At 75.9% G+C, this 22,119-nt stretch carries 21 protein-coding genes; 12 read left to right on the forward strand and 9 right to left on the reverse strand.

Annotated features, from left to right (window positions below):
* The first annotated feature begins 2 nt into the window (after positions 1 to 2).
* Genes IHE55_RS31805 through IHE55_RS26360 form a run of 3 tightly spaced genes read left to right on the forward strand, consistent with a single transcriptional unit; the run spans position 3 to position 2,679 of the window.
* Complete coding sequence (locus IHE55_RS31805) at positions 3 to 1,784, forward strand: helix-turn-helix transcriptional regulator (RefSeq protein ID WP_232265702.1); 1,782 nt, start codon at positions 3 to 5, stop codon at positions 1,782 to 1,784.
* Positions 1,785 to 1,816: 32 nt separating this feature from the next.
* Complete coding sequence (locus IHE55_RS26355; RefSeq protein ID WP_197991308.1) at positions 1,817 to 2,299, forward strand: TetR/AcrR family transcriptional regulator; 483 nt, start codon at positions 1,817 to 1,819, stop codon at positions 2,297 to 2,299.
* A gap of 2 nt (positions 2,300 to 2,301) precedes the next feature.
* Positions 2,302 to 2,679: a hypothetical protein gene (locus tag IHE55_RS26360; RefSeq protein ID WP_197991309.1), complete on the forward strand. Its 378-nt coding sequence runs from the start codon at positions 2,302 to 2,304 to the stop codon at positions 2,677 to 2,679.
* A 144-nt stretch (positions 2,680 to 2,823) separates the two neighbouring features.
* Here the strand turns inward: IHE55_RS26360 and IHE55_RS26365 are convergent, their stop codons facing one another.
* Positions 2,824 to 5,250: an ABC transporter permease gene (locus tag IHE55_RS26365; protein WP_197991310.1), complete on the reverse strand. Its 2,427-nt coding sequence runs from the start codon at positions 5,248 to 5,250 to the stop codon at positions 2,824 to 2,826.
* The gene (locus tag IHE55_RS26370; protein WP_197991311.1) at positions 5,247 to 6,014 is read right to left on the reverse strand and encodes an ABC transporter ATP-binding protein; all 768 of its coding nucleotides are present in this window, start codon (positions 6,012 to 6,014) and stop codon (positions 5,247 to 5,249) included. Before IHE55_RS26370 ends, IHE55_RS26365 begins: the two co-directional genes overlap by 4 nt.
* A 108-nt stretch (positions 6,015 to 6,122) precedes the next feature.
* Here IHE55_RS26370 and IHE55_RS26375 point away from each other — a divergent pair, with 108 nt between their 5' ends.
* From IHE55_RS26375 to IHE55_RS26385, 3 genes are all read left to right on the forward strand, one after another.
* Entirely contained in the window at positions 6,123 to 7,304 is a 1,182-nt protein-coding gene (locus IHE55_RS26375) for a sensor histidine kinase (protein ID WP_197991312.1), read from the forward strand.
* Positions 7,292 to 7,942 (forward strand): response regulator, encoded by a 651-nt coding sequence (locus tag IHE55_RS26380; RefSeq protein WP_307826825.1) that lies wholly within the window; start codon positions 7,292 to 7,294, stop codon positions 7,940 to 7,942. The genes IHE55_RS26375 and IHE55_RS26380 overlap by 13 nt, the downstream gene beginning before the upstream one ends.
* A 298-nt stretch (positions 7,943 to 8,240) precedes the next feature.
* The gene (locus IHE55_RS26385) at positions 8,241 to 8,810 is read left to right on the forward strand and encodes a DinB family protein (RefSeq protein ID WP_197991313.1); all 570 of its coding nucleotides are present in this window, start codon (positions 8,241 to 8,243) and stop codon (positions 8,808 to 8,810) included.
* Between the two features lie 381 nt (positions 8,811 to 9,191).
* Here IHE55_RS26385 and IHE55_RS26390 read toward each other — a convergent pair whose 3' ends face one another.
* Entirely contained in the window at positions 9,192 to 11,429 is a 2,238-nt protein-coding gene (locus IHE55_RS26390; protein ID WP_232265703.1) for a HelD family protein, read from the reverse strand.
* A 483-nt stretch (positions 11,430 to 11,912) separates the two neighbouring features.
* Between IHE55_RS26390 and IHE55_RS26395 the strand changes: the two genes are divergently transcribed.
* Together IHE55_RS26395 and IHE55_RS26400 are read left to right on the forward strand one after the other, a co-directional pair.
* On the forward strand, positions 11,913 to 12,377 hold the full coding sequence (locus tag IHE55_RS26395; protein ID WP_197991315.1) for a GNAT family N-acetyltransferase: 465 nt from the start codon (positions 11,913 to 11,915) through the stop codon (positions 12,375 to 12,377).
* Positions 12,378 to 12,649: 272 nt separating this feature from the next.
* Positions 12,650 to 13,156, forward strand: a complete 507-nt coding sequence (locus IHE55_RS26400) for a hypothetical protein (RefSeq protein WP_232265704.1) — start codon at positions 12,650 to 12,652, stop codon at positions 13,154 to 13,156.
* A 221-nt stretch (positions 13,157 to 13,377) separates the two neighbouring features.
* On the opposite strand, the gene IHE55_RS26405 is transcribed toward IHE55_RS26400, so the two are convergent.
* From IHE55_RS26405 to IHE55_RS26415, 3 genes are all read right to left on the reverse strand, one after another.
* On the reverse strand, positions 13,378 to 14,118 hold the full coding sequence (locus IHE55_RS26405; protein ID WP_307826826.1) for a flavoprotein: 741 nt from the start codon (positions 14,116 to 14,118) through the stop codon (positions 13,378 to 13,380).
* A gap of 131 nt (positions 14,119 to 14,249) precedes the next feature.
* Positions 14,250 to 14,732: an LppU/SCO3897 family protein gene (locus IHE55_RS26410; protein WP_197991316.1), complete on the reverse strand. Its 483-nt coding sequence runs from the start codon at positions 14,730 to 14,732 to the stop codon at positions 14,250 to 14,252.
* A 798-nt stretch (positions 14,733 to 15,530) separates the two neighbouring features.
* Positions 15,531 to 16,394, reverse strand: coding sequence for a LysR family transcriptional regulator (locus IHE55_RS26415; RefSeq protein ID WP_197991317.1), 864 nt, complete (start codon positions 16,392 to 16,394; stop codon positions 15,531 to 15,533).
* 115 nt (positions 16,395 to 16,509) lie between these two features.
* Between IHE55_RS26415 and IHE55_RS26420 the strand changes: the two genes are divergently transcribed.
* A complete protein-coding gene (locus tag IHE55_RS26420) occupies positions 16,510 to 17,109 on the forward strand; it encodes a short chain dehydrogenase (RefSeq protein ID WP_197991318.1) in 600 nt (199 codons plus the stop codon).
* Positions 17,110 to 17,284: 175 nt separating this feature from the next.
* Here IHE55_RS26420 and IHE55_RS26425 read toward each other — a convergent pair whose 3' ends face one another.
* Positions 17,285 to 17,659: a nuclear transport factor 2 family protein gene (locus tag IHE55_RS26425; protein WP_197991319.1), complete on the reverse strand. Its 375-nt coding sequence runs from the start codon at positions 17,657 to 17,659 to the stop codon at positions 17,285 to 17,287.
* Between the two features lie 299 nt (positions 17,660 to 17,958).
* On the opposite strand from IHE55_RS26425, the gene IHE55_RS26430 reads away from it, so the two are divergent.
* The 3 genes from IHE55_RS26430 to IHE55_RS26440 all read left to right on the forward strand — a co-directional run bounded on the left by IHE55_RS26430 (position 17,959) and on the right by IHE55_RS26440 (position 20,092).
* Complete coding sequence (locus tag IHE55_RS26430) at positions 17,959 to 18,480, forward strand: GNAT family N-acetyltransferase (RefSeq protein ID WP_197991320.1); 522 nt, start codon at positions 17,959 to 17,961, stop codon at positions 18,478 to 18,480.
* A gap of 868 nt (positions 18,481 to 19,348) precedes the next feature.
* Positions 19,349 to 19,543, forward strand: coding sequence for a hypothetical protein (locus tag IHE55_RS31810; protein WP_232265706.1), 195 nt, complete (start codon positions 19,349 to 19,351; stop codon positions 19,541 to 19,543).
* Between the two features lie 177 nt (positions 19,544 to 19,720).
* On the forward strand, positions 19,721 to 20,092 hold the full coding sequence (locus IHE55_RS26440; protein WP_197991321.1) for a hypothetical protein: 372 nt from the start codon (positions 19,721 to 19,723) through the stop codon (positions 20,090 to 20,092).
* Positions 20,093 to 20,346: 254 nt separating this feature from the next.
* Here IHE55_RS26440 and IHE55_RS26445 read toward each other — a convergent pair whose 3' ends face one another.
* Positions 20,347 to 20,994 carry a LuxR C-terminal-related transcriptional regulator gene (locus IHE55_RS26445; protein ID WP_197991322.1) on the reverse strand — a complete coding sequence of 216 codons (648 nt, stop codon included), beginning with the start codon at positions 20,992 to 20,994 and terminating at the stop codon, positions 20,347 to 20,349.
* Entirely contained in the window at positions 20,982 to 22,079 is a 1,098-nt protein-coding gene (locus tag IHE55_RS26450; protein ID WP_197991323.1) for a sensor histidine kinase, read from the reverse strand. Before IHE55_RS26450 ends, IHE55_RS26445 begins: the two co-directional genes overlap by 13 nt.
* Positions 22,080 to 22,119 lie beyond the last annotated feature (40 nt).

Consider the following 22,119-nt stretch of genomic DNA (forward strand, 5'->3'; position numbering starts at 1 on the left):
GGATGGGGGTACGGGGGACACGGAAGCGGGCCGCCTCGGACGTGCTCGGCGCGGCGCTGGAGGTACGCCGGGCCGCGCTGCACGCCGTGCGGGGGACGGGCGGCGTGGACGGGGTGCTGGCGGCGCTGACCGGCGTGATCGGCTACGACCACGCCTCGCTGTCCCGCTGGGACCCGCTGCGCCGCCGTCACCTCACGCTGGTCAGCAGCTATCCGGACCGCGCCACCTCCTACACCGAGACCCGGATGCACGAGGACCCGGCCTTCACGCTGATCCGCCACGCCCCGGACGGCATCCGCTGGTGGTACGACGTGCCCGGCCGGGTGCGGCGCGCCTCGGCGGGGTTCCGGGACGTGCTGGAGCCGCTGGGGGTGGCGGACGGCATGTCCCAGTCGCTGGTCGCCGCGGACGGCCGGTACGTCGGGGTGCTCAACGTGAGCACCACCCGGGGGCGGTGCGACGAGGCCCCGGTGCGGGCCGTGATGGCCCTGCTGGGGGAGTGCCTGGCCGTCGTCGCCGACCCGCTGCGACGGCAGCCCGCCGCCGCGGAACCGGCCGCCGCGCGGGAAGCCGGGAGCGAGATCTGCTCGGTGACGCTGCCACCGTCCCCCAAGGCGGCCCCGGTGCCGGTGAGCGGGGAGCCGCCGCCCGGCCTCGCCGAGGCCGACGCCCCCCTGACGCTGCTGGCCCGGCGTACCGCCGCCCGCCGGCCGCTGCCCGCCACGGTGGTGGTGCCGCACCGGCGGGAGCTGCTCGAACTGCGGGTGAGCCGACAGGGCGCCGCCCTGCTGGTGGTGTGCCGTTCGGTGGCCCGGCCGGCGGCCCTGTCCGTGCGCGAGGTACAGGTGCTCGCCGAGCTGACCCGCGGGCGGACCAACCGCGAGATCGCGGACCGGCTCTTCATCAGCGCCCGTACGGTGAGCACGCACATCGAGCACATCCTCGCCAAGCTCGACGTTCCCAACCGCGCCGCCGCAGGCCGGCCGGGCCGCCGGCTGGGGGCTGGAACCCGCCCCCTGACGCCCACCCGCGGCCCCGCACCCCTGACGCCCACCGGCGGTCGGCTGCCCGGAAGGACGCCCGGGCGGGGAGACGCCCCGGGCGTCCCTCCGGGCGGTGCGCCCTGGTCCCGGCGGCCCGCCCCGGTGGTCCGGCTGCGGCGGCCTCCCCGGTGGCCGCGTCCCCGGTGGCCCCGCCCTCTGTCCTGCCCCCCGGCGGCCCGGCTCCGACCCTCCGGCGCCACCGGGCCGTTGCCGGTGGGCGTGCCCGTCGTCCGTGGCCGGCGTGGCCGGCGTGACCCGCGCGGCCGGCGTGACCCGCGTGGCCGTCCGGAGGGGCGCCCCGGACCACCGGGCGGCGGCGCGGGTCCGCCCGTCCCACCGGGCGCACCGCCCCACCCGCCGTGCCACGCGAGGGAGTTCTCCGGTGCCGGGCCGCCCGTACGCCGGTTGGCCGAGGGCCGGATTCCCGACGGATCAGGTATCCGTACGCCGGGTGCCCCCGTACGCCGTGCCGCCCGTACCCCACACCGTCCGCACGCCGGGATGCCCGCGCGCCAGGGAGTCCGCAGAGGGCGGCGCTGTCTACGGTCCCGAGGGACGCCGGGCCCGCGCCGTCCGGCGGGCCGGCGGGACGGAGACCGGCGCCCGGCCGCCGGCACCGCCCGGCTCCGTCCCCGAGCTGCTCCGGCCGTCCCCTGCTCCCGCCCTCCCCGCTCCCGGCCGTCCCCGCCCCAAGCGGCACGCCGGCCCCGGGCCGGTCCGTTCAAGAACGATCGTTCTTGACTGATCGTTCTTATACTTCTACGGTAGGGGGCATGGGACGACCACGCGCCTTCGACGCCGACCAGGCCGTCGCGACCGCCGCCGCCCTCTTCGCCGCGCACGGCTACGAGGGAACCTCGGTGGACGATCTGGTGACCGCCACCGGCATCCACCGCGGCAGTCTCTACAAGGTCTTCGGCTCCAAACGGGGCCTGCACCTGACCGCCCTCCGCGACCACCTGGACCACGAGATCCGACCGACGGCGGCGGCCATCGCCACCGTCACCGACCCGGAGGGGGCGCTGGCGGCGGCGATCGCCTCGTACGACAACGGCCCGGCCGCCGGGCTCCTCCTCCTCGCCGCCGCCGAACGCGCCCCGCACGATCCGGAGGTCGCCGCGCTGGTCGCGGAGGGCATCGCCGCCCTGGAGGACGCCCTGCGCCCCTCCCACGGCGAGGCCGCCGTCCGGGCCGCCTCGGTCGTCCTCGGCACCCGCCTGCGCCTGCGCGCCCGCACCGAACCCAAGGAGCACTGACCATGGCCAAGATCGCCGTCGACCGCGAACACGGTCTGCTGACCGCCGAGTTCTCCGGGCTCGACAAGCTCTGGGCGATCAAGAGCCGGCTGGAGGTGCCGCTCGCCCATGTGCGCGGCGCCACCCACGACCCCGGGATCGCCCGGGAGCCGAAGGGCATCCGTGTCGGCGGCACCCACATACCCGGCGTGGTCACCGCCGGCCGCTTCCGCCGCGACGGCGAACGCCTCTTCTGGAACGTGCGGAACCCCAGCAAGGCGGTCGTCATCGAACTCGCCGACGACGAGGCGTACGACCGACTGGTGATCGAGGTGGAGGATCCCCGGGCCACCGTCGCCCTCATCGAGGGCGTGATCTCCCGCCCGCCCGGCGGCAGCTGACGGCCCGGCGCACCGCGGATCCGCTGACGACGCCCGGAAGGAGAACGCGACGGGGCCGGTTTGGCCCGACCGGGCCGGTCGGCCCCGCCGGAGCGGGCCCGACCGGTCCCGCCGGCTGCGGTTCTCCCTCCTGGGCGTCCCCGCTCACCCCAGGGGTCTGCGGAGCGCCGCCCGGGCGGGCAGCAGGCTCGCGGCGAGGGCGAGGGCCCACGTGCCGGCGACGGCGGCGAGGACCGGTGTCCAGGGGACGACCAGATCGACCGGCACGCCGAGGCTCGCGCTGAGGCCGGCCCGGATGCCCAGGAGTGAAGGCAGCGCGGCGAGCCCGCCGAGTACGGTGCCGAGCGCCACCACGATCGTGGTCTCCGCCGCGACGGTCCACAGCACCTGACGGCCGGTCGCGCCGGTCAGCCGCAGGACGCGGAAGTCGGGCACTCGGTCCGCGGTGGCCATCAGGAGTGTGTTGCCGACCGCGATGCCGGTGTATCCGGCGGACATGCCGACGAGCAGCAGGGTGAAGACCCACACCAGGCGCTCCTCCTCCGCGTCGGCACGGCCGGCGTGGGCCGCGAGGCTGATCTCCCGGGTGCCGAGGGCGGCGGGCAGGCCGGCGGGTGTGCGGCCGGTGCGGTGGACGACCTCGGTGAGCGCGGACGGATCGTGGGCGCGGACGGTGGCGCGCGGCAGGAGAATCCCGTAGGGGGCGGACCCGTCGGTGAGGACGGCGACGATCCGCAGTCGGCCGGTGCGCCCGTCCTCGAAGGTGACCCGGGCGGTGCCGCCCGCCCGGCCGTCCAGCAGCGCGAGCGTCGAGCGGGAGACGGCCACGGTGTCCGGGGCGCGGAGGGCGGCGAGGGATCCGGAGACGACGGTCAGCCGGTGGTGCACGGCGGTGAACGCGCCCGGTTCGACTCCGGCGCCCTCCACCGCGGTCCGGCGCGGGCCCGCGTGGAGGGTGGTCGGCAGGACCGGCGTGCCGTCCACCGCGTCGGCGGCGGCGTCCGACAGCCCCGGCGTGCCGTCGGCGACCACAGCGGCCTCGGCGCGCACCGCGGCGGTGTCGCGGGCGGTGTGACCGTGCACCGACGTCTGGGTGTTCCCGGTGATCAGGACCACGAAGCCGATGGTGGCCAGCACCGGGGCGGTGGTGGAGGCGGTGCGCCGGACGGCGGTGAGCATGGTCTCCCGCACCAGCGTGCCGGTCGCGCCCGCCCAGCGGTTCAGCGGCCGGGTGGCGAACCGGACCACCGGCGGTACGAGGCCGGGGGTGAGCAGTGCCATCCCGGTGACGAGACCGACGGCGGAGGCGAGGGCGAGGGTCACCATGTCCGTGGGGTCGGCGACGGCGCTGCCCAGGCAGGCGGCGGCTCCGAGCGCGGTGCAGGCCCAGCCGGTGAGGAGTCGGGCGCGGGACATCGGGCGGTCGTCGGTCTCGGCCTCCCGCAGTGCGTCGAGGGGGCCGATCCTCCCGGCGCGCCGGGAGGCGGAGCCCACGGCGGCGAGGGCGGCGCCCAGCCCGGTGGCACCGGCCGCGGCGAGCACCCAGGGGCGGAGGTCGACGGCGAAACCGGCCGGCAGGAACCCGTGGTCCGCCAGCACGCCGGCCAGTGCGGGCGCCCCGGCGGCGCCGAGCAGCGCCCCGGCGCCCGCGCCGGCCGCGCCGACCACCAGGGCTTCGGTGCGGAGCATGCGGCGCAACTGCCGGGGCGTGGCGCCGACGGTGCGCAGCAGGCCGTACTCGCGCCGGCGCCGGCTGACGGCGAAGGCGAAGGTGGAGGCGGTGACGAAGACGGTGACGAAGAGGGAGAGCACCGTCATGGCGGTGAGCACCTGCCCGCCGATCCAGCGGGTCCTGGCGTCCTGGGCGGGGGCCAGTTCCCGTCGTCCGTCACCGGTGAGCACCTGGCCGCTGCCGCGGGCGAGGCGTTCGGCGGCGGCCGCCACGGCAGCCGGGTCGGCACCGCGGCGGGTGAGCACCCCGATGGTCCGGACGCCTCCGGCGAGCCGGGCCGCGGTCGCGTCGGTGAGGTAGTAGCCGGGGCCGTCGACGGTGCCGGAGACGGTGAAGGGGGCCGGGCCGCGCGCGGTGAGCAGGGTGACCCGGTCGCCGGGCCGGGGGCCGAGGGTGCGGTCGAGGGCGACCTCGTGGGCGTGGCGCGGCGGCCGTCCTTCGGTGAGCCGGCAGGGGGCGAGGGCGGCGCTGGACCAGCCGTGCCCCTGCCGTTCGCCCTTCTCCTGGTCCCCGGCGGGGGTGCCGTCGAGCACGGCCTGGGCGTAGAAGGAGCGGTCGGGTACGGCCGCGCGCACCCCGGGGACGGCGGCGAGGCGGCGGGTGAGTTCGGCGGTGCGCGCGGGGGACCAGGGCGCCGCGTCGAGGAACTGGCCGGGCTGGCCGCGGCCTTCGGTGCTCTTCACGACGACGGGGGTCCCGGCGTACCGGGCGGGCACCCGCGTTCCGTCGGAGAGCAGGATGAGGGCGCTCATGGTGAGGATGGCGACGCCCAGGCACAGCGCGAGGAAGGAGCCGGCGAGCGCGGTGCGGCGCTCCCGGACGGTGGCGAGCGTGATCATGCCGGCCGCTCCAGGGCGGTCATCCGGGTGGCGATGGCCGCCGCGGGGGTACGGCCGGTGATCTCGTCGACGAACCGGCCGTCGGCGAGCAGCACCACCCGGTCCGCCCAGGACGCCGCCGCCGCGTCGTGGGTCACCATGATCACGGTCTGCCGGTGCCGGTCGACGAGCCGGCGCAGCAGGTGGAGCACCGTGCGGGAGGCGGCGCTGTCCAGGGCGCCGGTGGGCTCGTCGGCGAAGAGCACCGCGGGGCGGGTGATGAGCGCCCGGGCGATGGCGACGCGCTGCCGCTGACCGCCGGAGAGCTGGCCGGGCCGGTGGCCGGCCCGGTCGGCGAGCCCGACCTCGGCGAGCGCCGCGCGTACCGTCGCCGGGTCGGGGCGGCGCCCGGCGAGCCGCAACGGGAGGGCGACGTTCTGCTCCGCGGTGAGCGCGGAGACGAGGTTGAGGGTCTGGAAGACGAAGCCGACGTGTTCCCGGCGGAGCAGGGTCAGGGCGGTCTCGTCGAGGCCCCCGGTCTCGGTGCCGGCGATGACCACCCGCCCCTCGGTGGGCCGGTCGATCCCGGCGGCGCAGTGCAGCAGGGTGGACTTGCCGGAGCCGGAGGGGCCCATGACCGCGGTCATGGTGCCGGCGGCGAAGTCGAGGGTGACGTGGTCGAGCGCGGTCACGGCGCCGGCGCCGGTCCCGTACCGCTTGCTGACGGCGTGCAGTCGCACCGGACGGGCATGGTCCGCCCGGGATGCGGAGGTGGCTGTGGACATGCCGGCGAGTCAACCCGCGGCGGTCGGCGCGCACATGGGCGGCAGCGCTACTCCCGTACTCCACCTGGCACTACTGTGCCCGGCCCGGCCCGCGGTTACGGTCGGCGGATGGTTCCTCGTACCCTGCCGGACGCGCTGGTCCGGCGACCGCTGCGGTTCTGGTGCTCGCGGTGGCCCTGGAGGGCGGCGGCCTCGCTGCTCCTGGGGGCCCTGCCCGGGGTGGCCGCCGGGCTGGCGGCGGCCGGCCTCGTCGCCTCCTGGCGGCGCACCGGCCTGGTCGCGACGATGGTCAGCGGGCTGCTGCTGTTCGCGTCCGTCGTCCTGGCGGCGGGGGCGGTGGAGCGGCGGCGGCTGCGGCTGACGCATCCGGACGCGGTGCCGGCGCGGGCCGGGCTGCGGGACGCGGGCGGCTGGCGCGCCGCCGGGTACGGGGCGCTGTCGGCCTGTGCGCTGGGCTGGGTGGACCTCGCGGTGGTGCTGGTGTGCGCGGGGGTCCCGGGGGTGCTGATGTCCGCCCCGTGGCAGCCGGAGGCCGGGCCCTGGGCCGTGGCCTGCGGGCCGGTGGCGGGGCTGCTCCTGCTCCCGGTGGCGGCGTACCCGGTCGCCGCGTGGGCCGCCGCCCGGTCGGCGGTGGCGCTCGCCGTACTCGCGCCCGGCGAGCGGGAGCTGCGGGAGGTGCGGCAGTCCCGGGCCCGGCTGGTGGACGCGTTCGACGCGGAGCGGCGGCGTATCGAACGGGACCTGCACGACGGGGCGCAGGCGTGCCTGGTCGCGCTCACGATGAAGCTGGGGCTCGCGCGGCTGGACCTGCCAGCCGGGTCGCGGGCGGCGCGGGAGGTGGCCGAGGCGCACCGGATGGCGAAGGAGGCACTCGCCGGACTGCGGGAGGTGATCCACGGCATCCATCCGCAGGTGCTCACCGAGCGGGGGCTGGCCGCGGCGGTGCGGGATGCCGCGGGCCGGACGGCGGTGCCGGTGGAGCCCGATGTGGTCCTGCCGCACCGGTTGCCGGGACCGGTGGAGGTGGCGGCGTACTTCGCGGTGTGCGAGGCGCTGACCAACATGGCGCGGCACAGCGGGGCGACGGCGGGGCGGGTGACCGGGCGGCTGCGCGGCGGGGTGCTGGTGGTGGAGGTGTCGGACGACGGTCGCGGGGGCGCGGACCCGGCGGCGGGCTCCGGCCTGACCGGGCTGGCCGACCGGGTGGCGGCGGTGAACGGCAGAATGCTGCTGTCCAGCCCGGCCGGCGGGCCGACCCTGGTACGAGTGGAGATCCCGTGCGGCAACTGACGGTGGTGATCGCCGAGGACTCGGTGCTCCTCAGGGAGGGGCTGGTCGGGCTGCTGGAGCGGTTCGGGCACACCGTCCCGGCCGCGGTGGGCGACGGCCCGTCGCTGGTCGGCGCGGTGGTGGAGCACGGGCCCGATGTGGTGATCGCCGATGTGCGGATGCCGCCCGGGTTCACCGACGAGGGACTGCGCGCGGTACGCGAACTCCAGCGGCTGCGGCCGACGCCGGCGGTGGTGGTGCTCAGCCAGTACATCGAGCAGACCTTCGCGGAGGAACTGCTGGCGGGACGGTCCGGCGCGGGCACCGGGTATCTGCTGAAGGACCGGGTCGGGGACGTCGCGGAGTTCATGGCGTCGGTCGGCCGGGTGGCGGACGGCGGCACGGTGGTGGATCCGGAGGTGGTACGGCAACTGCTCACGCGGCGCCGCGACCCGCTGAACCGGTTGACGCCCCGTGAGCGCCAGGTGCTGGCCCTCATGGCGGAGGGGCGCTCCAACGCCGCGGTGGCCCGTGCGCTGGTGGTGTCGGAGGCGGCGGTGGCGAAGCACATCGCCAGCATCCTGCAGAAGCTCGACCTGCCGCCGGCCCCCGACGACCACCGCCGGGTGCGCGCGGTCCTCGCCTACCTGGGGGCCTGACACCCCCTGCGGCACCCCGGGGCCTCCGGCCCCGCTTCAGCCGTACGGGCCACCTCAACCAGCCGTGCAGGGCCTTCCCGGCATCCTGACGCCAGGTGAGGACCGCCGCGCCGCCGCGCCCCGGGACCAGGGGCACCACCGGCCGGCCGCCGGCGCCTTCCGGCCCACGCCCGACCCGCTCCGCCATCTCGGGCCGGTGTCCGTCCCGGAAGGCCGCCGGCGCCTTCCGGCCCGCCCGGCCGTGGCGGCACATCTGGAACGGGAAAACGGTGGCGGACCAGGACCTCCTCGGACCACCATGCGACACATGAGCGAACAACCCGCACGATGGACCCAGGCGTCGGTCCACCCCGACATGTGGCTCGACCCGGACGACGACCCCCGCGACCGGAAGGGCCCCGGCCCGGACGGCGAACTCGCCACGCTGCGGGAGTACCTGACGGACTACCGCCTCACCCTGCGGATGAAGTGCGAGGGCCTGGACCCGGAGCAGCTGGCCCGCCGGTCGGTCCCGCCCTCGACGATGTCGCTGCTGGGCCTGGTCCGGCACCTCGCCGAGGTGGAGCGGGACTGGCGCAACTGGATCACCGACGGCGACCCGCTGCCCAAGCTGTACGGCCGGCGGGACGCGGACTTCGACGAAGCCGTCCCCGACCAGGCCGTGGTGGACGCCGCGTACGCCGACCTGGAGCGCGAACAGGCGGCGACGGACGCCGCGCTGGCTGCCTTCCCGGACCCGGGCGAGCGGGTGGGGGAGGACCGGATGGCGATCCGGGAGCTGCTGGTGCACCGGGTCGAGGAGTACGCCCGGCACTGCGGGCACGCCGACCTGCTGCGCGAGTGCATCGACGGACGAGTGGGTCAGTGACGGCGCACGGAGGGCGGACGGGCCGGTGAGAGGGGAGCGGCCGGCGGGCCGGTGACGGCGGAGCGGCCGACGGGCCGGTGAGGGGCCGGGCGTGGGACCCGTGCGCCACGGCGCCGCCGCCCGGTCCCCGCCCCGCCTGGGACCCCCGCCCCGCCCCGACCGCCCCGGCCGGTCCCTGTCCCGGCACCGACCGCCCCGCCCCCCCTCCCGGCGCCGCGGCTGCCGGCTCCCGGCCCGACGGGGCACCGCGTACGCAGGCCCGGGGGCGGTCCCGGCCTGCTTGCCGTACGCCCTGCCCCGCCCGCACTCGCCGTTGCCCGACGCGCAGCCGCCCACCCGACCGTCGCCCGGCCCGGCGGGTCCGTCCGGCCGGGCCGGGCGTCACCCCGCGGGCGTCCCGGCCGGCTCCGGCAGCCCGGCCAGTGCGGCGGGCAGCGCACCGGTGTGCACCACGCCCAGCCGCTGCGTGGCCCGGGTCAGTGAGACGTACAGGTCGGCCGTGCGGAACTCGGCGGGTTCCACCACGATCACCGTGTCGAACTCCAGCCCCTTGGCCCCACGGGGGGTCAGCAGCACCACGGGTGCGGCCAGGTCGGGGGAGGGCCCGCCGGAGGCGGACGGCAGCGCGGCGGCGAGGGCGGCGTGGTGCGCGGCCGGGGCGATGACGGCCAGCCTGCCCTCGTCGGGCGTCTCCCGGGCCACCGCCTCGGCGACGGCCCGGGGCAGGTCGTCGGCGCGGCACGCCCAGGGGCGCGCGTCGGTGGCGCGGACCGAGCGCGGCGGCTCGAAACCGGGGTCCGCCGACCGGGCCACCCGGGTGGCGACCTCCATGATCTGCGCGGGCGTCCGGTAGTTCACGCCCAGCCGGACCAGCTGCCGGCGGTCGCCCACGTACGGTCCGAGGATGGCGTCCCAGGAACCGCAGGCGCCCGGCTCCGACGCCTGCGCCGGATCGCCCACCAGGGTCATCGAGCGCGTCGGGCAGCGGCGCATCAGCAGCCGCCACGCCATGGCGGACAGCTCCTGCGCCTCGTCCACGATGACGTGGCCGAACGCCCAGGTGCGGTCGGCCGCGGCGCGCTCCGCGGCGCTGCGGTGGTCGGCCTCCTCGTGGCGCTCCGCCAGCCGCTCGGCGTCCACCAGGTCGTGCGCGGCCAGCACCTCCGACTCCTCGTCGTCACGGTCCTCGAACTCCTGGGTCCGGGAGCCGTAGGACAGGTCCAGCACGCCCTGCGCGTACGCGACGCGTTCCTGCCGCTCGGCCTCCGCCCGGGCCCGGGCCGCCGAGTCGTCCTCACCGAGCAGTTCGGCGGCCTCGTCCAGCAGCGGGACGTCGGCGACCGTCCACGGGCCGCCGGCGCGCCGGACGGCCGCGGCGTCTTCCGGCGGCAGATGGACGGGGTCGGCCAGGAAGTCGGCGACCAGCTCCTGCGGGGTGAGGACCGGCCACAGCTCCTCCACCGCCGCGTGCACCCCGGGGTTGTCCGCCACCCCCTTGGCCAGCAGCGCGAGGTCGTCGGGGCCCAGCAGGTTCGGCCCGCCGTACGGGTCGGCGCCGATCCGGTCGGCCAGCTGGGCGGTGAGCGCGTCGATGACGGCGAACGTGAAGTGCGGGCGGGCCAGGTTGTGCGGCAGGCCGAAGGAGCGCGCCCGGCCGCGCGCCGTCTCCGCGATCCGCGCGTCCAGCACCAGCTCGCCGTCCTCGTGGTCGATCACGATCGCCGGGTCCGGCAGGGTCTGCCGGTCCAGGACGAACCGCTCCAGGGCCGTGGCCATCGCCGCGCGGCCCTTCACCTCGGCGGCCCGCGGGGTGTCGGTGCCGGTCGCCCGCACCCCGGGGAACAGCTCCCCCGGGGTGGCCAGGAGCACGCCGGTCTCGCCCAGGGAGGGCAGCACCTCGCCGATGTACCGCAGGAACGTCGCGTTCGGCCCGACCACCAGCACGGCGCGGCGGGCCAGCTGCTCGCGGTGCGCGTAGAGGAGATAGGCCGCCCGGTGCAGCGCCACCACGGTCTTCCCGGTGCCCGGGCCGCCCTCCACGACCAGGACGCCGCGGTGCGCGGCGCGGATCACCCGGTCCTGCTCGGCCTGGATGGTCTGCACGATCTCGTGCATCCGGCCGGTACGGGCCGAGTCCAGCGAGGCCAGCAGCACCGCGTCGGCGTCCGTCCCCTCGTGGCCGGTCCGCTCGGGGTCGCCGAGGTCCAGGATCTCGTCGTGCAGGGCGGTGACCCGCCGGTCCTCGGTGGTGATGTGGCGTCTGCGGCGCAGCCCCATCGGGGTGTGCCCGGTGGCCAGGTAGAAGGGGCGTGCCACCTCGGCCCGCCAGTCCACCACCAGCGGGGTGCGGTCGGCGTCGTCCAGCCGGACGCCGATCCGGCCGATGTGGTGGTCCCGGCCGTCCCGGAAGACCAGCCGCCCGAAGCACAGTCCCCGCTCGCCGCTGTTCAGGGCGGCCAGCAGTCCGGACTGCTCGGCCACCAGCACATCGCGTTCGACCCGCGCCTGGAAGGTGCCGGCGTCCCGCGACAGGGCGTCGCTCATCGCCCGCTCCGACGCCGAACGCAGCTCGGCGAGGCGTTCGTAGAGCCGGTCGATGAATTCCTGCTCGTTCCGCAATTCCGCGTTTGTCTCCGCGTTTGACAATTCCACTCCCGGGCGGATATGATGCGTGCATAAATCTTCTCCATGCGTGACCGAAAAAGCGTGTGAATGCGGCCGCCGCCGCTCCGGAGAACACAGCTGATTCAGGGCATGGAAACCTCCAATATACGCAGAGAAATACCCCGGCCGATACCCGCGCCGGGGTATTTCCTTATCCGGCCTCCTCACATGGCCCCGCATGCGGCTCCGCCGGGGATCCGGCGTGCGACCGGGCCGGGGGAGCGGCGGCCGGTGAGCCGGTGAAGAGGTCGCGGCCGGGCCCGGCCGGCGGGCCCGACCAAACACCGGTGGCCGGGACCGGCCGGCGCTCCCGGAGCCTGGAGTCCGGTGGCCGGGCCGCCCGGCGGGGCCTGGAGCCCGGTGCCCGGGGCGGGCGCCCGCAGTCCGGGGAGCGGAACGCCCGTCGGCGGCGCGTCCCCGTCCTGCCAGACTGGCCGGATGATCGTCAGACTCGCCGAGGAACGGGACTTCCCCGGTTTCCTCCAGCTGGCCGCCCAGGTCGAGCACTGGTTCGGACCGATGGTGGAGGACCCCGGCTTCCATGACGCGGTGCACGGCCACATCCGCCGGCCCGCCGCGCTGGTGGCCACCTCCTCGGGCCCGGACCTCCTTGGCGGCCTGCTGTTCGGTGGGCGGGCGCCGGTCCACCACCTCCACTGGCTCGTCGTCTCCCGGCAGGCCCGGCGGCAGGGTGTCGGCCGCGCCCTGCTGGACGACGCGGTGCGCCGCTGGGTGCGGGGCCCGGCCGGCATCGAGGTCGTCACCTTCGGCGCGGACCACCCCGGCGCCACCGCCAGCGGGGCCCGCGACTTCTACCTCGGCCTGGGCTTCACCCCCGCCGAGGCCGCCGACCCGGGCCCCGAGGGCGGCTCCCGGCAGGTCTTCCGCCGGACCGTCGACTGAGACGCGGCCCCCGCGGCCTGACCGGAGGCACCCACCGGACCGCGCGCCTCCGCACGGCGGACGCCGGAACACCGCACCGGAACCGCCGCCCGGCCGCTGCTCCGTGAGCGGACGCACCCGCCCCGTGGGTACGCCCGCCCGCGAGGATGCCCCCGGCGGCCGTACGCAGCGGCCGCCCCGGCGCGGACGGCGGCCCCTTCCCGGGACTGGCGGACCCGCACCCTCCGGTGGACGATGTCAGCGACGTGGGGGACGTGGGGGAGGGGTGCGCGATGGACGCGACGACGCCGGACGTGGACGTGGACGAGGCGGGGCGGGACGGACCACCGAAGGCACGCAAGGACGCGATCGGCATCGGGCCCGGCGTGTGCCACAGCCTGGGCCTGACGGCTCTGGTGCTCTCCGAGATCGTGCGGCACGACCTGAAGGACGTCGGGAAACCGGGCGGCGGACAGGCGCCGGGCTATCTGCGCGACCTGCTGAAGTCCTGGAGCTCCCTGGCCGAGGAGGGCTGGTACCGGACCGCCGCCGAACTCTTCGACGACGTCTCCCTCGGACAGCCGCGCGCCGCGCTGTGGGCCGCGGTGTTCATGGCGCTGGTCGTCCGGCTCAACCGGAACGGCCCGCACGAGGTGCAGCGGGTCATCTCGGTGGTGGCCGCCTGCTACTGCCTGCTGGGCGCCGTCTCCGGGCTGCCGCTGGCGGCCGTCGCGCCGGGCGGGGGCGTCCTGCTGGTACTGGGCCTGTGCGCGGGCGTGATGCGCATCGCGACCCGGTAGCCGCATCCCGCGCACGGGTGCGGGAGCCCGGGGGAACCGTGAACCGGCCGGTGCTGTTCCTCGACGTGGCCGTTCCGCTCATCCGTCGCGCGGCCCGGCCGGCGGCACGGGGCCGGGACCGTGCCGGAAGGCGTGCACCCGGGCCACGGCCGGGCGCGCCGGCCCGGCCGGTCACCACGATGCCGGACAGCCCGTTGCGGTGGGGACGACGGCCGGTGCGCTCACCCCGGAGGGGTGCGGAGCCGGTGCAACCGGTCCCGCAGCGCGGCCCACGGGAAGGGGTCCGACTGGTCGGCCGGGACGACATGCAGGCCCCACTCCCGAAGCGTGCGGACCGCCGGTGCGTAGGCGGGGTGGGCCGCCAGGTCGGCGTTCGTCCAGGGCACGACGAGGACGGGCAGCCCTTTGCCGATCGCCTCGGCGGTGACCGCGAGCGCCAGCGTGTCAGCGCTTCCGGCGGCGAGCTTGACCACCGTGTTGAACGTGGCCGGGGCCACCACGACCGCCTGCGCGGGCGGCAGCTCTACGGGGTCGTCGGGATCGAACTCCCACCGCACGGGCCGGCCGGAGCTCCGCTCGGCTTCGTCGACGTCCAGGAAGCGCCGCCCGGTGGGGCTGGGCACGATGCAGGGATCCCAGCCGGAGGCCCGGAGGGCGGACGCCAAGCTCGGTAGCCGGCTGGTCGGACGTGAACCGCATCCCACGAGGTGGACGACCGGACGCATACGCAACTCCCCTGGAGGCATGGGGAAGATCATCCCACGCCCGTTGACCGGCCCCGGTGCTCGACGGCGTGCGGAACTCCGCACGGCACGGCCCGCCACGAACGAGGCGCAACCGGCGGCGCACCCGCGCGTCGTCCGCCCTCCCCGCCGGCGGACCCGCGCGCGTCCCGCCATGCCTCGCCGGTGGATCCGGACCGGGGCGCCCGCCCGGTCCGTGCCCGCGTCCGCCGGGGCCATCGGGACGCCGGGACCGCCGGGCTCCCCGGCATCGTCGGTACGTGCTGCCGCCGCCCGGCCGGCTCGGGCGGCGGACCACCCGCCGGTCCGGCCGGCCGCGACCGTGCGCAGGGGCTTCCCGGACCGCCGCCTCAGCCGGTGAACACCATGGTGCACAGCAGGGTCCGTCCGCCGTCCACCACCCAGGCGAAGTAGCGGGTGCGGTCCCCCTGGACGCGGGCGCAGTGGGCCGCGTTGGCATCGGCCGGAGCCGCGTACACCCCGGTGATGTGCAGGATCCGGTCGTACTGGCTGGGAATCCGCCGGGCCTCGCAGTCCACGGCGGTCATCAGCCCGGCGTGCATCCGCAGCCCGTCGCCGCTGCCCCGCTCCTCCGCCAGCAGGCAGTAGCCGACGTGGAACTGACGGGTCAGGCACAGCGCCGTGGTGCCCGACGCCGAGGTGTACGTCCAGTAGCTGCGCCCCGCCCCGGTGGGACAGCCGGCGGAGCTGGACCGGACGGCGGAGACCTGTACCAGCGCGTTGCCCCCGCCGCAGCCCACCCGGTACGGCGCCTGGGCGCTCCACCGGCCCTGCCCGGTGTCGTAGACGGCGAGGCAGTCACCGGGGCGCACCGCCCGGAACGCCTCGCCCGTCGGATCCGGGGGGAGGGGTGGGCCGGGTCGGGGGGCGCGGGCGTACCACCGCCGGAGGTGCCCGACGCACCGGAGCCCCCGGAGGTCCCTGCCGACCCCGAGCCGCCGGACGCGCCCTGCGGTCCCGGCGCCGCCGGAGCCGCCCGACGCCCCCCAGGACCCGCCCGTCCCGCCCGTCCCACCGTCGGCCGAGCCGCCACCGGCCGTGCCCGGCCCGCCGGCCACCCCTGGGGCCGGGGAGCCCCGGAGCGGTGGGGGCCGCCGGACCGGGGCGGGGTCTTCCCGGCGAACAAGGCGCCACCGTCGTCCTCCAGCACCTGCGGCAGGATCAGCACGGCGAACGCCAGCACGGCGGCGACCAGCACCCAGATGCCGCGCTGTTCGGCCTGCCGCCGGTCGTCGCCCCCCACCGCCCGTACCGCCCCCCGGCCCCCGGCCCGTTCGACGCGCTCTCCATGGCCCCCCGCCACCTTCATGACGTTCATGCGCTCGTGGCAGCCACGATCCCACGAAGGGCGCCGGCCGGGGAGCCGGTGCGCGGCCCTCCGTTTCCGTCCCCGCCGCGGAGGGCCCCCTTCGCGCACCCCCCGAAGAACCCGTTCGCGGGTGCCTCCCCACGGACGCCCATGGCGCTCACGGGCGTCCACGGACGATGACGGGCGATGACGGTGTCCACGGAGGTCGCCCGGCCCGGGGACCGGCGTCAGCGCCGGCCGGCGGGCGGACCCGGGCCGTGCGGCGGCCGGGGCGCCGTCCGACCGGGCCCGGAGGCGCCGGTCAGGCGCTGACCACCTCGCGGACCGCGGCAAGGAACTCCTCGGTCCGTGGATGCGTAGGGTGGGCGGGGCGGGCCAGGTGGACCGTGGCCGCGGGGGCGTCGACGACCGGGACGAAACGGACGCCCGGGTGGCCGTGGCTCTCCGCCGTCCCCGCCGCGCCCAGGCCGAACGCCCCGCCTCCGGCGATGAGGTTGAGCCACTCGTCCACGTTACCCACCTCCACGGTCCGGTCCGGGCGCCGCTCCGGGGGCCACAGGTCCGGGGAGGCGGTGCCGGTGTCCGGCCACAGGGCCAGCGGCAGCCCGTCGGCGGTGAGTTCGGCCATGAGAACCCCGTCCCGGTCCGCGAGCGGGTGGTCGTCGGGCAGGGCGGCGACCCGGTCCTCGGTGTAGAGCGCCTCGGTGCGGATGCGCGGGTCGGCGGGGACGGTGCGCAGCACCGCCACGTCGGTGTCACCGGTGGCCAGACCGGCGGTGCTGTTGTCCTGCCGGACGACGACGAGCGGGGTGTGCGGGTGGGTGCGGCGCCAGGAGCGCAGCAGCGGGACGGTCTGCCGTCCCAGGACGGCGCAGGTGTAGCCCAGCCGCAGCGGGCGGGAGACCGCCCGGGTGTCGGCGAGCGCCGCGTCCAGGTGGGCGAGGATCGCCCGGCCGTGCCCGAGCAGCGTGGTCCCGGCCGGGGTGAGGGCCAGGTGCCGGGAGGAGCGGTCCACCAGCCGCACCCCCACCCGAGCCTCCAGCTGCGCGAGGGTGCGGGAGAGGGCGGGCTGCGTCATGTGCAGCCGGGCCGCGGCGGCGGTGACGGTTCCCGCCTCGGCCACCGCGTCCAGGGCCCGGAGGTGACGCAGCTCCACATCATCCATGCCTGTGAAGCATAGACCCTGACCGGACGGCATTTCCGGGCCCGGGGGCGCGGTCCGTAGCGTCGGGACCACCCGGGACGGTCCCGGGATGACCGGTACCTGAGGACGGTGGGTTGTGCGGATTCTCCTGATCGGCGCGGGCGGCACGCTGGGCGGCGCGGTGCGCCGGGCACTGACGGCGCGCGGACACGAGGTGGTCGGGGTGGGCCGCTCGGGCGGCGACCTGGTGGCCGACGTGAGCGATCCGGCGGCGGTCACCAGGCTGTACGCGGAGGCCGGCCCGCTGGACGCGGTGGCGGTCGCGGCCGGCGATGCGGTGTTCCGGCCGCTGGGCGAGCTGACCGCCGAGGACATCGCGGCGACCTTCCGCGGGAAGGCGCTGAGCCAGCTGGAGCTGGTCCGCCAAGGTGCCCGGCACGTGGCCCCGACCGGTTCCTTCACCCTGGTCAGCGGAGTGCTCACGGAGGAGCCGGTCGTGGCCGGGGCGGCCGCCTCCGCCGCCAACGGCGCGGTCGAGGCGTTCGTGCGGGCCGCCGCGATCGAACTCCCGCCGCGGCGGATCAACGCGGTGAGCCCGACGGTGGCCGAGGAGTCGCTGCCCGCCTACGGGCCCTTCTTCGCCGGTATGGAGGCGGTCCCGGCGGCACGCGTGGCGACGGCCTACGTCCGCTCGGTCGAGGGCGCGCAGACCGGGCGGATATACCGGGTCCGGTAGCGGTCCGGCACCGCTGCGGCGCCCGCGCCGGCCGTCCCTCGGCGGCACCCGGCGGGACCGTGCCGCGGCCGGCCCGGGCCCGTCCCGCCCCGGGCGCCGGGTCGGCTCTGCCCCGCGAGCCGGGCCCGCTCCTCCCCCGGGTCGGGCCCGGTCCGGCACCCGCGTCGCCGGCTTCTCAGGGCAGCGCGGGGATGTCCCCGGCGAACACGATCACCTCGTCGATGCGGTTCCGCCGCAGATGGACGACGTCCGTCCCCGTCAGCCGCGGGCCCCCGTCGGGGACGGTGAACTCCCAGCGGTAGCGGGCCCACTCGCCGGGCATGTCCACCCCCGAGCAGCGGACCATCGTGCCGGTGCCGGCCGGGTGCCGGCGGATGTCCAGCACGAACTGCTCAACCGCCTCGATGCCCTCGCTCCGCCCCAGAGGCCCCCAGAAGACCACGTCCGGCGTCAGGGCCCGGGACAGCAGCGGGACCACGTAGTTGTCGTCGGAGACGTTGAACGCGGAGAGGAATGTGTCGATCGCCGACTCGGCGGTGTCTTCCTGCATGCGTCAGTCATACCAGCCCCCGCGCCGCCGCTCGCGGTGCCCGGGCACCGCGAGCGGCGGCGCGGTACCGGGAGAGCCGCACCGGGCAGCGGTCGGCCGACCGGTCCGGGGACGGCCGCCCCGGCACGCCGGAAGACGTTCCCGGCAGCCGAACAGGGTTACGGCACGCGGCCGTCGGCGTGCACGACCCGGCGGCCGGGGGACCGGGCGGCGCTGCCCGGCCGCGCACCGAGGCGGGGAGCCGCCCGAGCGGAAAAACCCCGCGCGGCCGCTCGGGCGGCGTGATACTCCTGGCGACTGTGGGAGATCTTGTGACAGCGCGGCTCGTGCTCCATCCGATGACCGACGCCGAGGCGGAGCGACTGGTGGCGGGGGAGCCGGACGGCGAGGCCCGATGGGCGCCCGGGTACCCCACCGACGGGGACGTCTCCGCCGCCAGGCGCCTCCTGAACACCTGGGCCGATACCGGTGATCCCCGGCCGTTCGGCAACTACGAGATCCGCCTGCGCGAGGGCGGTCAGGCGATCGGCGGCCTGGGCTTCCACGGACCTGTGGACGAGAACGGCAGCGTCACCATCGGCTACGGTCTCGTCCCGGCGGCACGAGGCAAGGGGTACGCCTCCGAAGCCCTCCGTGCGGTGCTGCTGTTCGCGCGGGCTCACGGCGTCACCCGCGTGAAGGGCGACGCCGACCACGACAACACCGCCTCCCAGCGCGTCATGATGGCAGCCGGCATGCAACCGGTCGGGCAGGACGAACGGGTCAGGTACTTCGAGATCACCTGGCCCGACACGACGGCGGACACCGGCCCCCGCCCCTAGGTTCTGTCCGGCGGACCACCGACGGAGCCGTCGTCGGACCGCCGCTGTGGTGATGGTGCCGTGGAACTCCGAACGGGCCGGCTCCCCGGCCGCCGAGCGGCCGGGGAACCATGCTCCGGCCCAGGACCTCGGCCATCTGCGGGGCGTCGCCCCACTGACCCCTTTCGATCGACACGGTCGCCGACAGCCTCAAGGAGTACCTGGTCACGGAGGCCGGTGCGTACGACCAGCTGTTCCTCCTCACCCACAGCCAGGGCGGGCTGGTCGCCCAGCGGTATCTGGCCCGTATGCTCCACGACGGCAGGGGCGCCGAACTCGCCCGGATCCAGCGGTTCGTCATGCTCGCCTGCCCGAGCAAAGGCTCGGAACTGCTGCTCTCCCTACGGCGGCGTGCGCTGGGTGGGCGCCATCCGCAGGAGAAGGATCTGCGCCCGCTGAACGACCAGGTCAGCGCGACCCTGCGCACGGTCGCCCGGGACGTCGTGCACGCCACGGCGATCACCGAACGGACCTGCCCGATCCCGGGGTCGGTGTACGCGGGCGAGAGCGACGGCGTGGTGTCCCGCGCCTCGGCGCAGTTCGTCTTCCCGGACAGCTCCGCCCTGCCGGGCGACCACTCCGGCATCTTCAAGGCCGACTCGCCCCGGCACCGGACGTACACCGCTCTCCGCCGCCTCCTCCTCGCGACGCGCACCGAGCCGTACGTACCCGGGCCCGAACCGGCGGCACCGGCCCCGTGCGCACCGGCCGCGGGAAGGCCCTCCAAGAAACGGTGCCCGACCGTGAGATCAGGTATGCCGACCTCGACGGAAACGGGCGTGCCGACCAGATCCTCATCGCCCCCCAAGGCGGCGCAGGGGCACGGCTCATGCGCGAGCGATCGTGCACAGCACTCCACGACATCGGGGAGATCGTGCCGGACCCGGAAACGGCCATTCCGCCGGAGGAGATCCAGTTCGCCGACGTGGACGGCGACGGATACGCCGAATTCCTGCACGTCGGCACAACGGGTGAGGTCCGCGTCCAGGACCCCGTCCTGCAAGCCCGCTGCCCACGTCGCTGACGAACCGCCCGGTCAGCTCCAGCTCACCACCGATCCTCCCGCTCTCCTGCCCATGGTCCGCCACACCCCATGCCAAGAGACAACGAACTGACAGTCACGTGATCCGCCGGACAGAACCTGGGCCGTTTCCTTCACATCACCTTCGATGTCCTTGTCCGGCCTGGATACGGTGACGGCATGACGACCGTTCTGCGGCACCCCCGACCCGGATACATGTGGGATTGGTGGGCGGTGGACGCCCAGGAATTCCTCGTGCAGTTCAGTGGTGGGCCGGCTCCTGAGCATCTGCTGGTGCATGTGGATCGTGTCGATGCCGCGGCTGCGTGGGCCGAGGAGAACCGTCCCGCATGGTTCAACGATGCTCTGCCACCGCTTCACGCCTTCAGCTGCAACGGCGAGCTGCCGGTCTACACCCGAAACGGCGTCCCGAACTCCCCGTTGCGCCTGTCCGACGCCCCGGCAGTCGTCGCCGACGTGGCGGCCCTGGTTGAACTGCACAAGGCGGTGGGAAGCACCTGGACGGTTTACCTCGACGAGGGATGGGTCTAGGCAGTGCCTTCACACGATCACGGCTGGTGGATCACGGTGTCGTGACGCGTCGCCATGAACTGTGCGACATCGATCAGGTGTTCGCCGGGCCGTTGCTGCCCGAGGCGTTGCGGGGGCGGAAGCGGCCGGCCGACCGCCGGGTCCTGAGCGGGATCGTGCGGACGTTCCGCACCGGGACGGCCCGGCCGTGCGGGACGCGCCGCTGCTGGCTGCGGACGCCGCCGGATGCGTTGCCACCCCGCGACGCATCCGCGCTACCGGGGCAACGCGTCCAGGTAGGTCAGGACGGCCAGGACCCGGCGGTGGCCCGGGTCCCCCGCGGCGAGCCCGAGCTTGGCGAAGACATGGCCGATGTGCTTGTGGACCGCGTTGTCCGACACCCGCAGGCGCGCGGCGATCGTCGCGTTGTCGAGGCCTTCCGCCATGAGGCCGAGGACTTCCCGTTCCCGTGGCGTCAGCGCTTCCAAGGGGTCGTCGCGCCGGCGCACCACCTGGGTGATGACCTCGGCGTCGAGCGCCAGGCCGCCCGCGGCGACGCTGCGCAGGGCGTCGACGAACTCCGCGACGCGCCCGACGCGGTCCTTCAGCAGGTAGCCGACCCCGTGGTGGCCGGTGGACAACAGCTCGGTGGCATAGGCCTGTTCGATGTACTGGGACAACACCAGGATCGGGAATCCCTCCCGTCTGCGCCGCACGGCGATCGCCGCTCGCAGGCCCTCGTCGCGGAACGAGGGCGGCAGCCGCACGTCGACGATCGCCGCGTCCGGCGCGCACTCCTCCACCGCCGCGAGCAGCCCGTCCGCGGTCTCCACGACCCGCAGGACCTCGACGTGATGCCTGGCCAGGATCAACTGCAGTCCTTCCGCCAGCAGCACGTTGTCCTCGGCGATCACCAGCCGCACGGCAACTCCACCGTCACGACCGTCGGGCCGCCCGCCGGGCTGTCCACGGTGACCTCGCCGTCGAGCGCCAGCACGCGACGGCGGACACCGGCCAGCCCGGTTCCCCGCGACTCGTCGGCGCCGCCGACCCCGTCGTCGGTGACCCGGACGCGCAGGCCGCCGCCCGCCCGTTCGAGCACCACCGTGGCTGCCGTGGCACCGCTGTGCTTGGTCGCGTTCGTCAGCGTCTCCACCACCGTGAAGTACGCCACGGTCTCCACCGCGGCAGGCACGTCCCCCAACTCGCCCACGTCCAGCCTCGCCGGCACGCCGGACCGTGCGACGACCGCGGAGAGGGCGCCGGGCAGGCCCCGGTCGGCGAGGATCGGCGGGTAGATCGTCCGCACCACGTCCCGGAGTTCGGACAACGCCGCCTCGGCGCTCGCGTGCGCGCGTTCGATCAGCGCCTCGGCCGCATCCGGCTCGTCCCGCACCGCCTGCCGGGCCAGCGCGAGTTCCATCGTCATCGCCACGAGCCGCCCCTGCGCACCGTCGTGCAGGTCACGCTCGATCCGGCGCAGTTCCGCTCCGTGCGCATCGAGGACGTCGGCGCGGGTCTTCGTCAGCGTGGCCATGCGCGCGGCCATCCGTTCCCGCCCGGACGGCGCGAGCAGCCGCGCCTGCGCACGGGCCAGCACCGGCAGGACGTACTGCGCCACGGCCCCGAGCACCAGGACCTGCGGGATGCCGAGCCCGAGCGCGTCCCCCCACCCGTCGATCCGCAGGTCCACCCACAGCCGGGGGCGGTTCGCCGCGGGCAGCGCCCACCACGCGGTCATCCCGATCACGCCGACGATGATGTTGGCGAGCACCAGCAGCGCCAGCAGCCCGGCCGGCGCGCCCGTCACCGCGTTGACCAGCAGCCAGCGCCGCGTCGTCGGCGACGACTCCGCCGGCGTGCCGAGCCATCGCCGGGCGCGGGCGCGCCGCCGGTCCGCCCAACCGGGTGCCATCGCCGGGCGCGGCAGGAGGAAGACCCCGCCGAGGGCCGCGAACAGGTTGCCGACCAGGAAGCCACCGGCACGCAGCGCGTTCGTTCCGTACATGGCGATCAGTATGGGAAGCGTGCGGCTCGCCTGGCACTAC

Source organism: Streptomyces pactum, from assembly GCF_016031615.1.
Classification (GTDB): Bacteria; Actinomycetota; Actinomycetes; order Streptomycetales; family Streptomycetaceae; genus Streptomyces; species Streptomyces pactus.

Excerpts from the sequence above, each read along its gene's own strand:
- IHE55_RS31805 (WP_232265702.1), top strand. The coding sequence starts at position 3 with ATGGGGGTACGGGGGACACGGAAGCGGGCCGCCTCGGACGTGCTCGGC.
- IHE55_RS26355 (WP_197991308.1), top strand. The coding sequence starts at position 1,817 with ATGGGACGACCACGCGCCTTCGACGCCGACCAGGCCGTCGCGACCGCC.
- IHE55_RS26360 (WP_197991309.1), top strand. The coding sequence starts at position 2,302 with ATGGCCAAGATCGCCGTCGACCGCGAACACGGTCTGCTGACCGCCGAG.
- IHE55_RS26365 (WP_197991310.1), bottom strand. The coding sequence starts at position 5,250 with ATGATCACGCTCGCCACCGTCCGGGAGCGCCGCACCGCGCTCGCCGGC.
- IHE55_RS26370 (WP_197991311.1), bottom strand. The coding sequence starts at position 6,014 with ATGTCCACAGCCACCTCCGCATCCCGGGCGGACCATGCCCGTCCGGTG.
- IHE55_RS26375 (WP_197991312.1), top strand. The coding sequence starts at position 6,123 with ATGGTTCCTCGTACCCTGCCGGACGCGCTGGTCCGGCGACCGCTGCGG.
- IHE55_RS26385 (WP_197991313.1), top strand. The coding sequence starts at position 8,241 with ATGCGACACATGAGCGAACAACCCGCACGATGGACCCAGGCGTCGGTC.
- IHE55_RS26395 (WP_197991315.1), top strand. The coding sequence starts at position 11,913 with ATGATCGTCAGACTCGCCGAGGAACGGGACTTCCCCGGTTTCCTCCAG.
- IHE55_RS26400 (WP_232265704.1), top strand. The coding sequence starts at position 12,650 with ATGGACGCGACGACGCCGGACGTGGACGTGGACGAGGCGGGGCGGGAC.
- IHE55_RS26405 (WP_307826826.1), bottom strand. The coding sequence starts at position 14,118 with ATGGCCCCGGCGGACGCGGGCACGGACCGGGCGGGCGCCCCGGTCCGG.
- IHE55_RS26415 (WP_197991317.1), bottom strand. The coding sequence starts at position 16,394 with ATGGATGATGTGGAGCTGCGTCACCTCCGGGCCCTGGACGCGGTGGCC.
- IHE55_RS26425 (WP_197991319.1), bottom strand. The coding sequence starts at position 17,659 with ATGCAGGAAGACACCGCCGAGTCGGCGATCGACACATTCCTCTCCGCG.
- IHE55_RS31810 (WP_232265706.1), top strand. The coding sequence starts at position 19,349 with ATGCGCGAGCGATCGTGCACAGCACTCCACGACATCGGGGAGATCGTG.
- IHE55_RS26440 (WP_197991321.1), top strand. The coding sequence starts at position 19,721 with ATGACGACCGTTCTGCGGCACCCCCGACCCGGATACATGTGGGATTGG.
- IHE55_RS26450 (WP_197991323.1), bottom strand. The coding sequence starts at position 22,079 with ATGTACGGAACGAACGCGCTGCGTGCCGGTGGCTTCCTGGTCGGCAAC.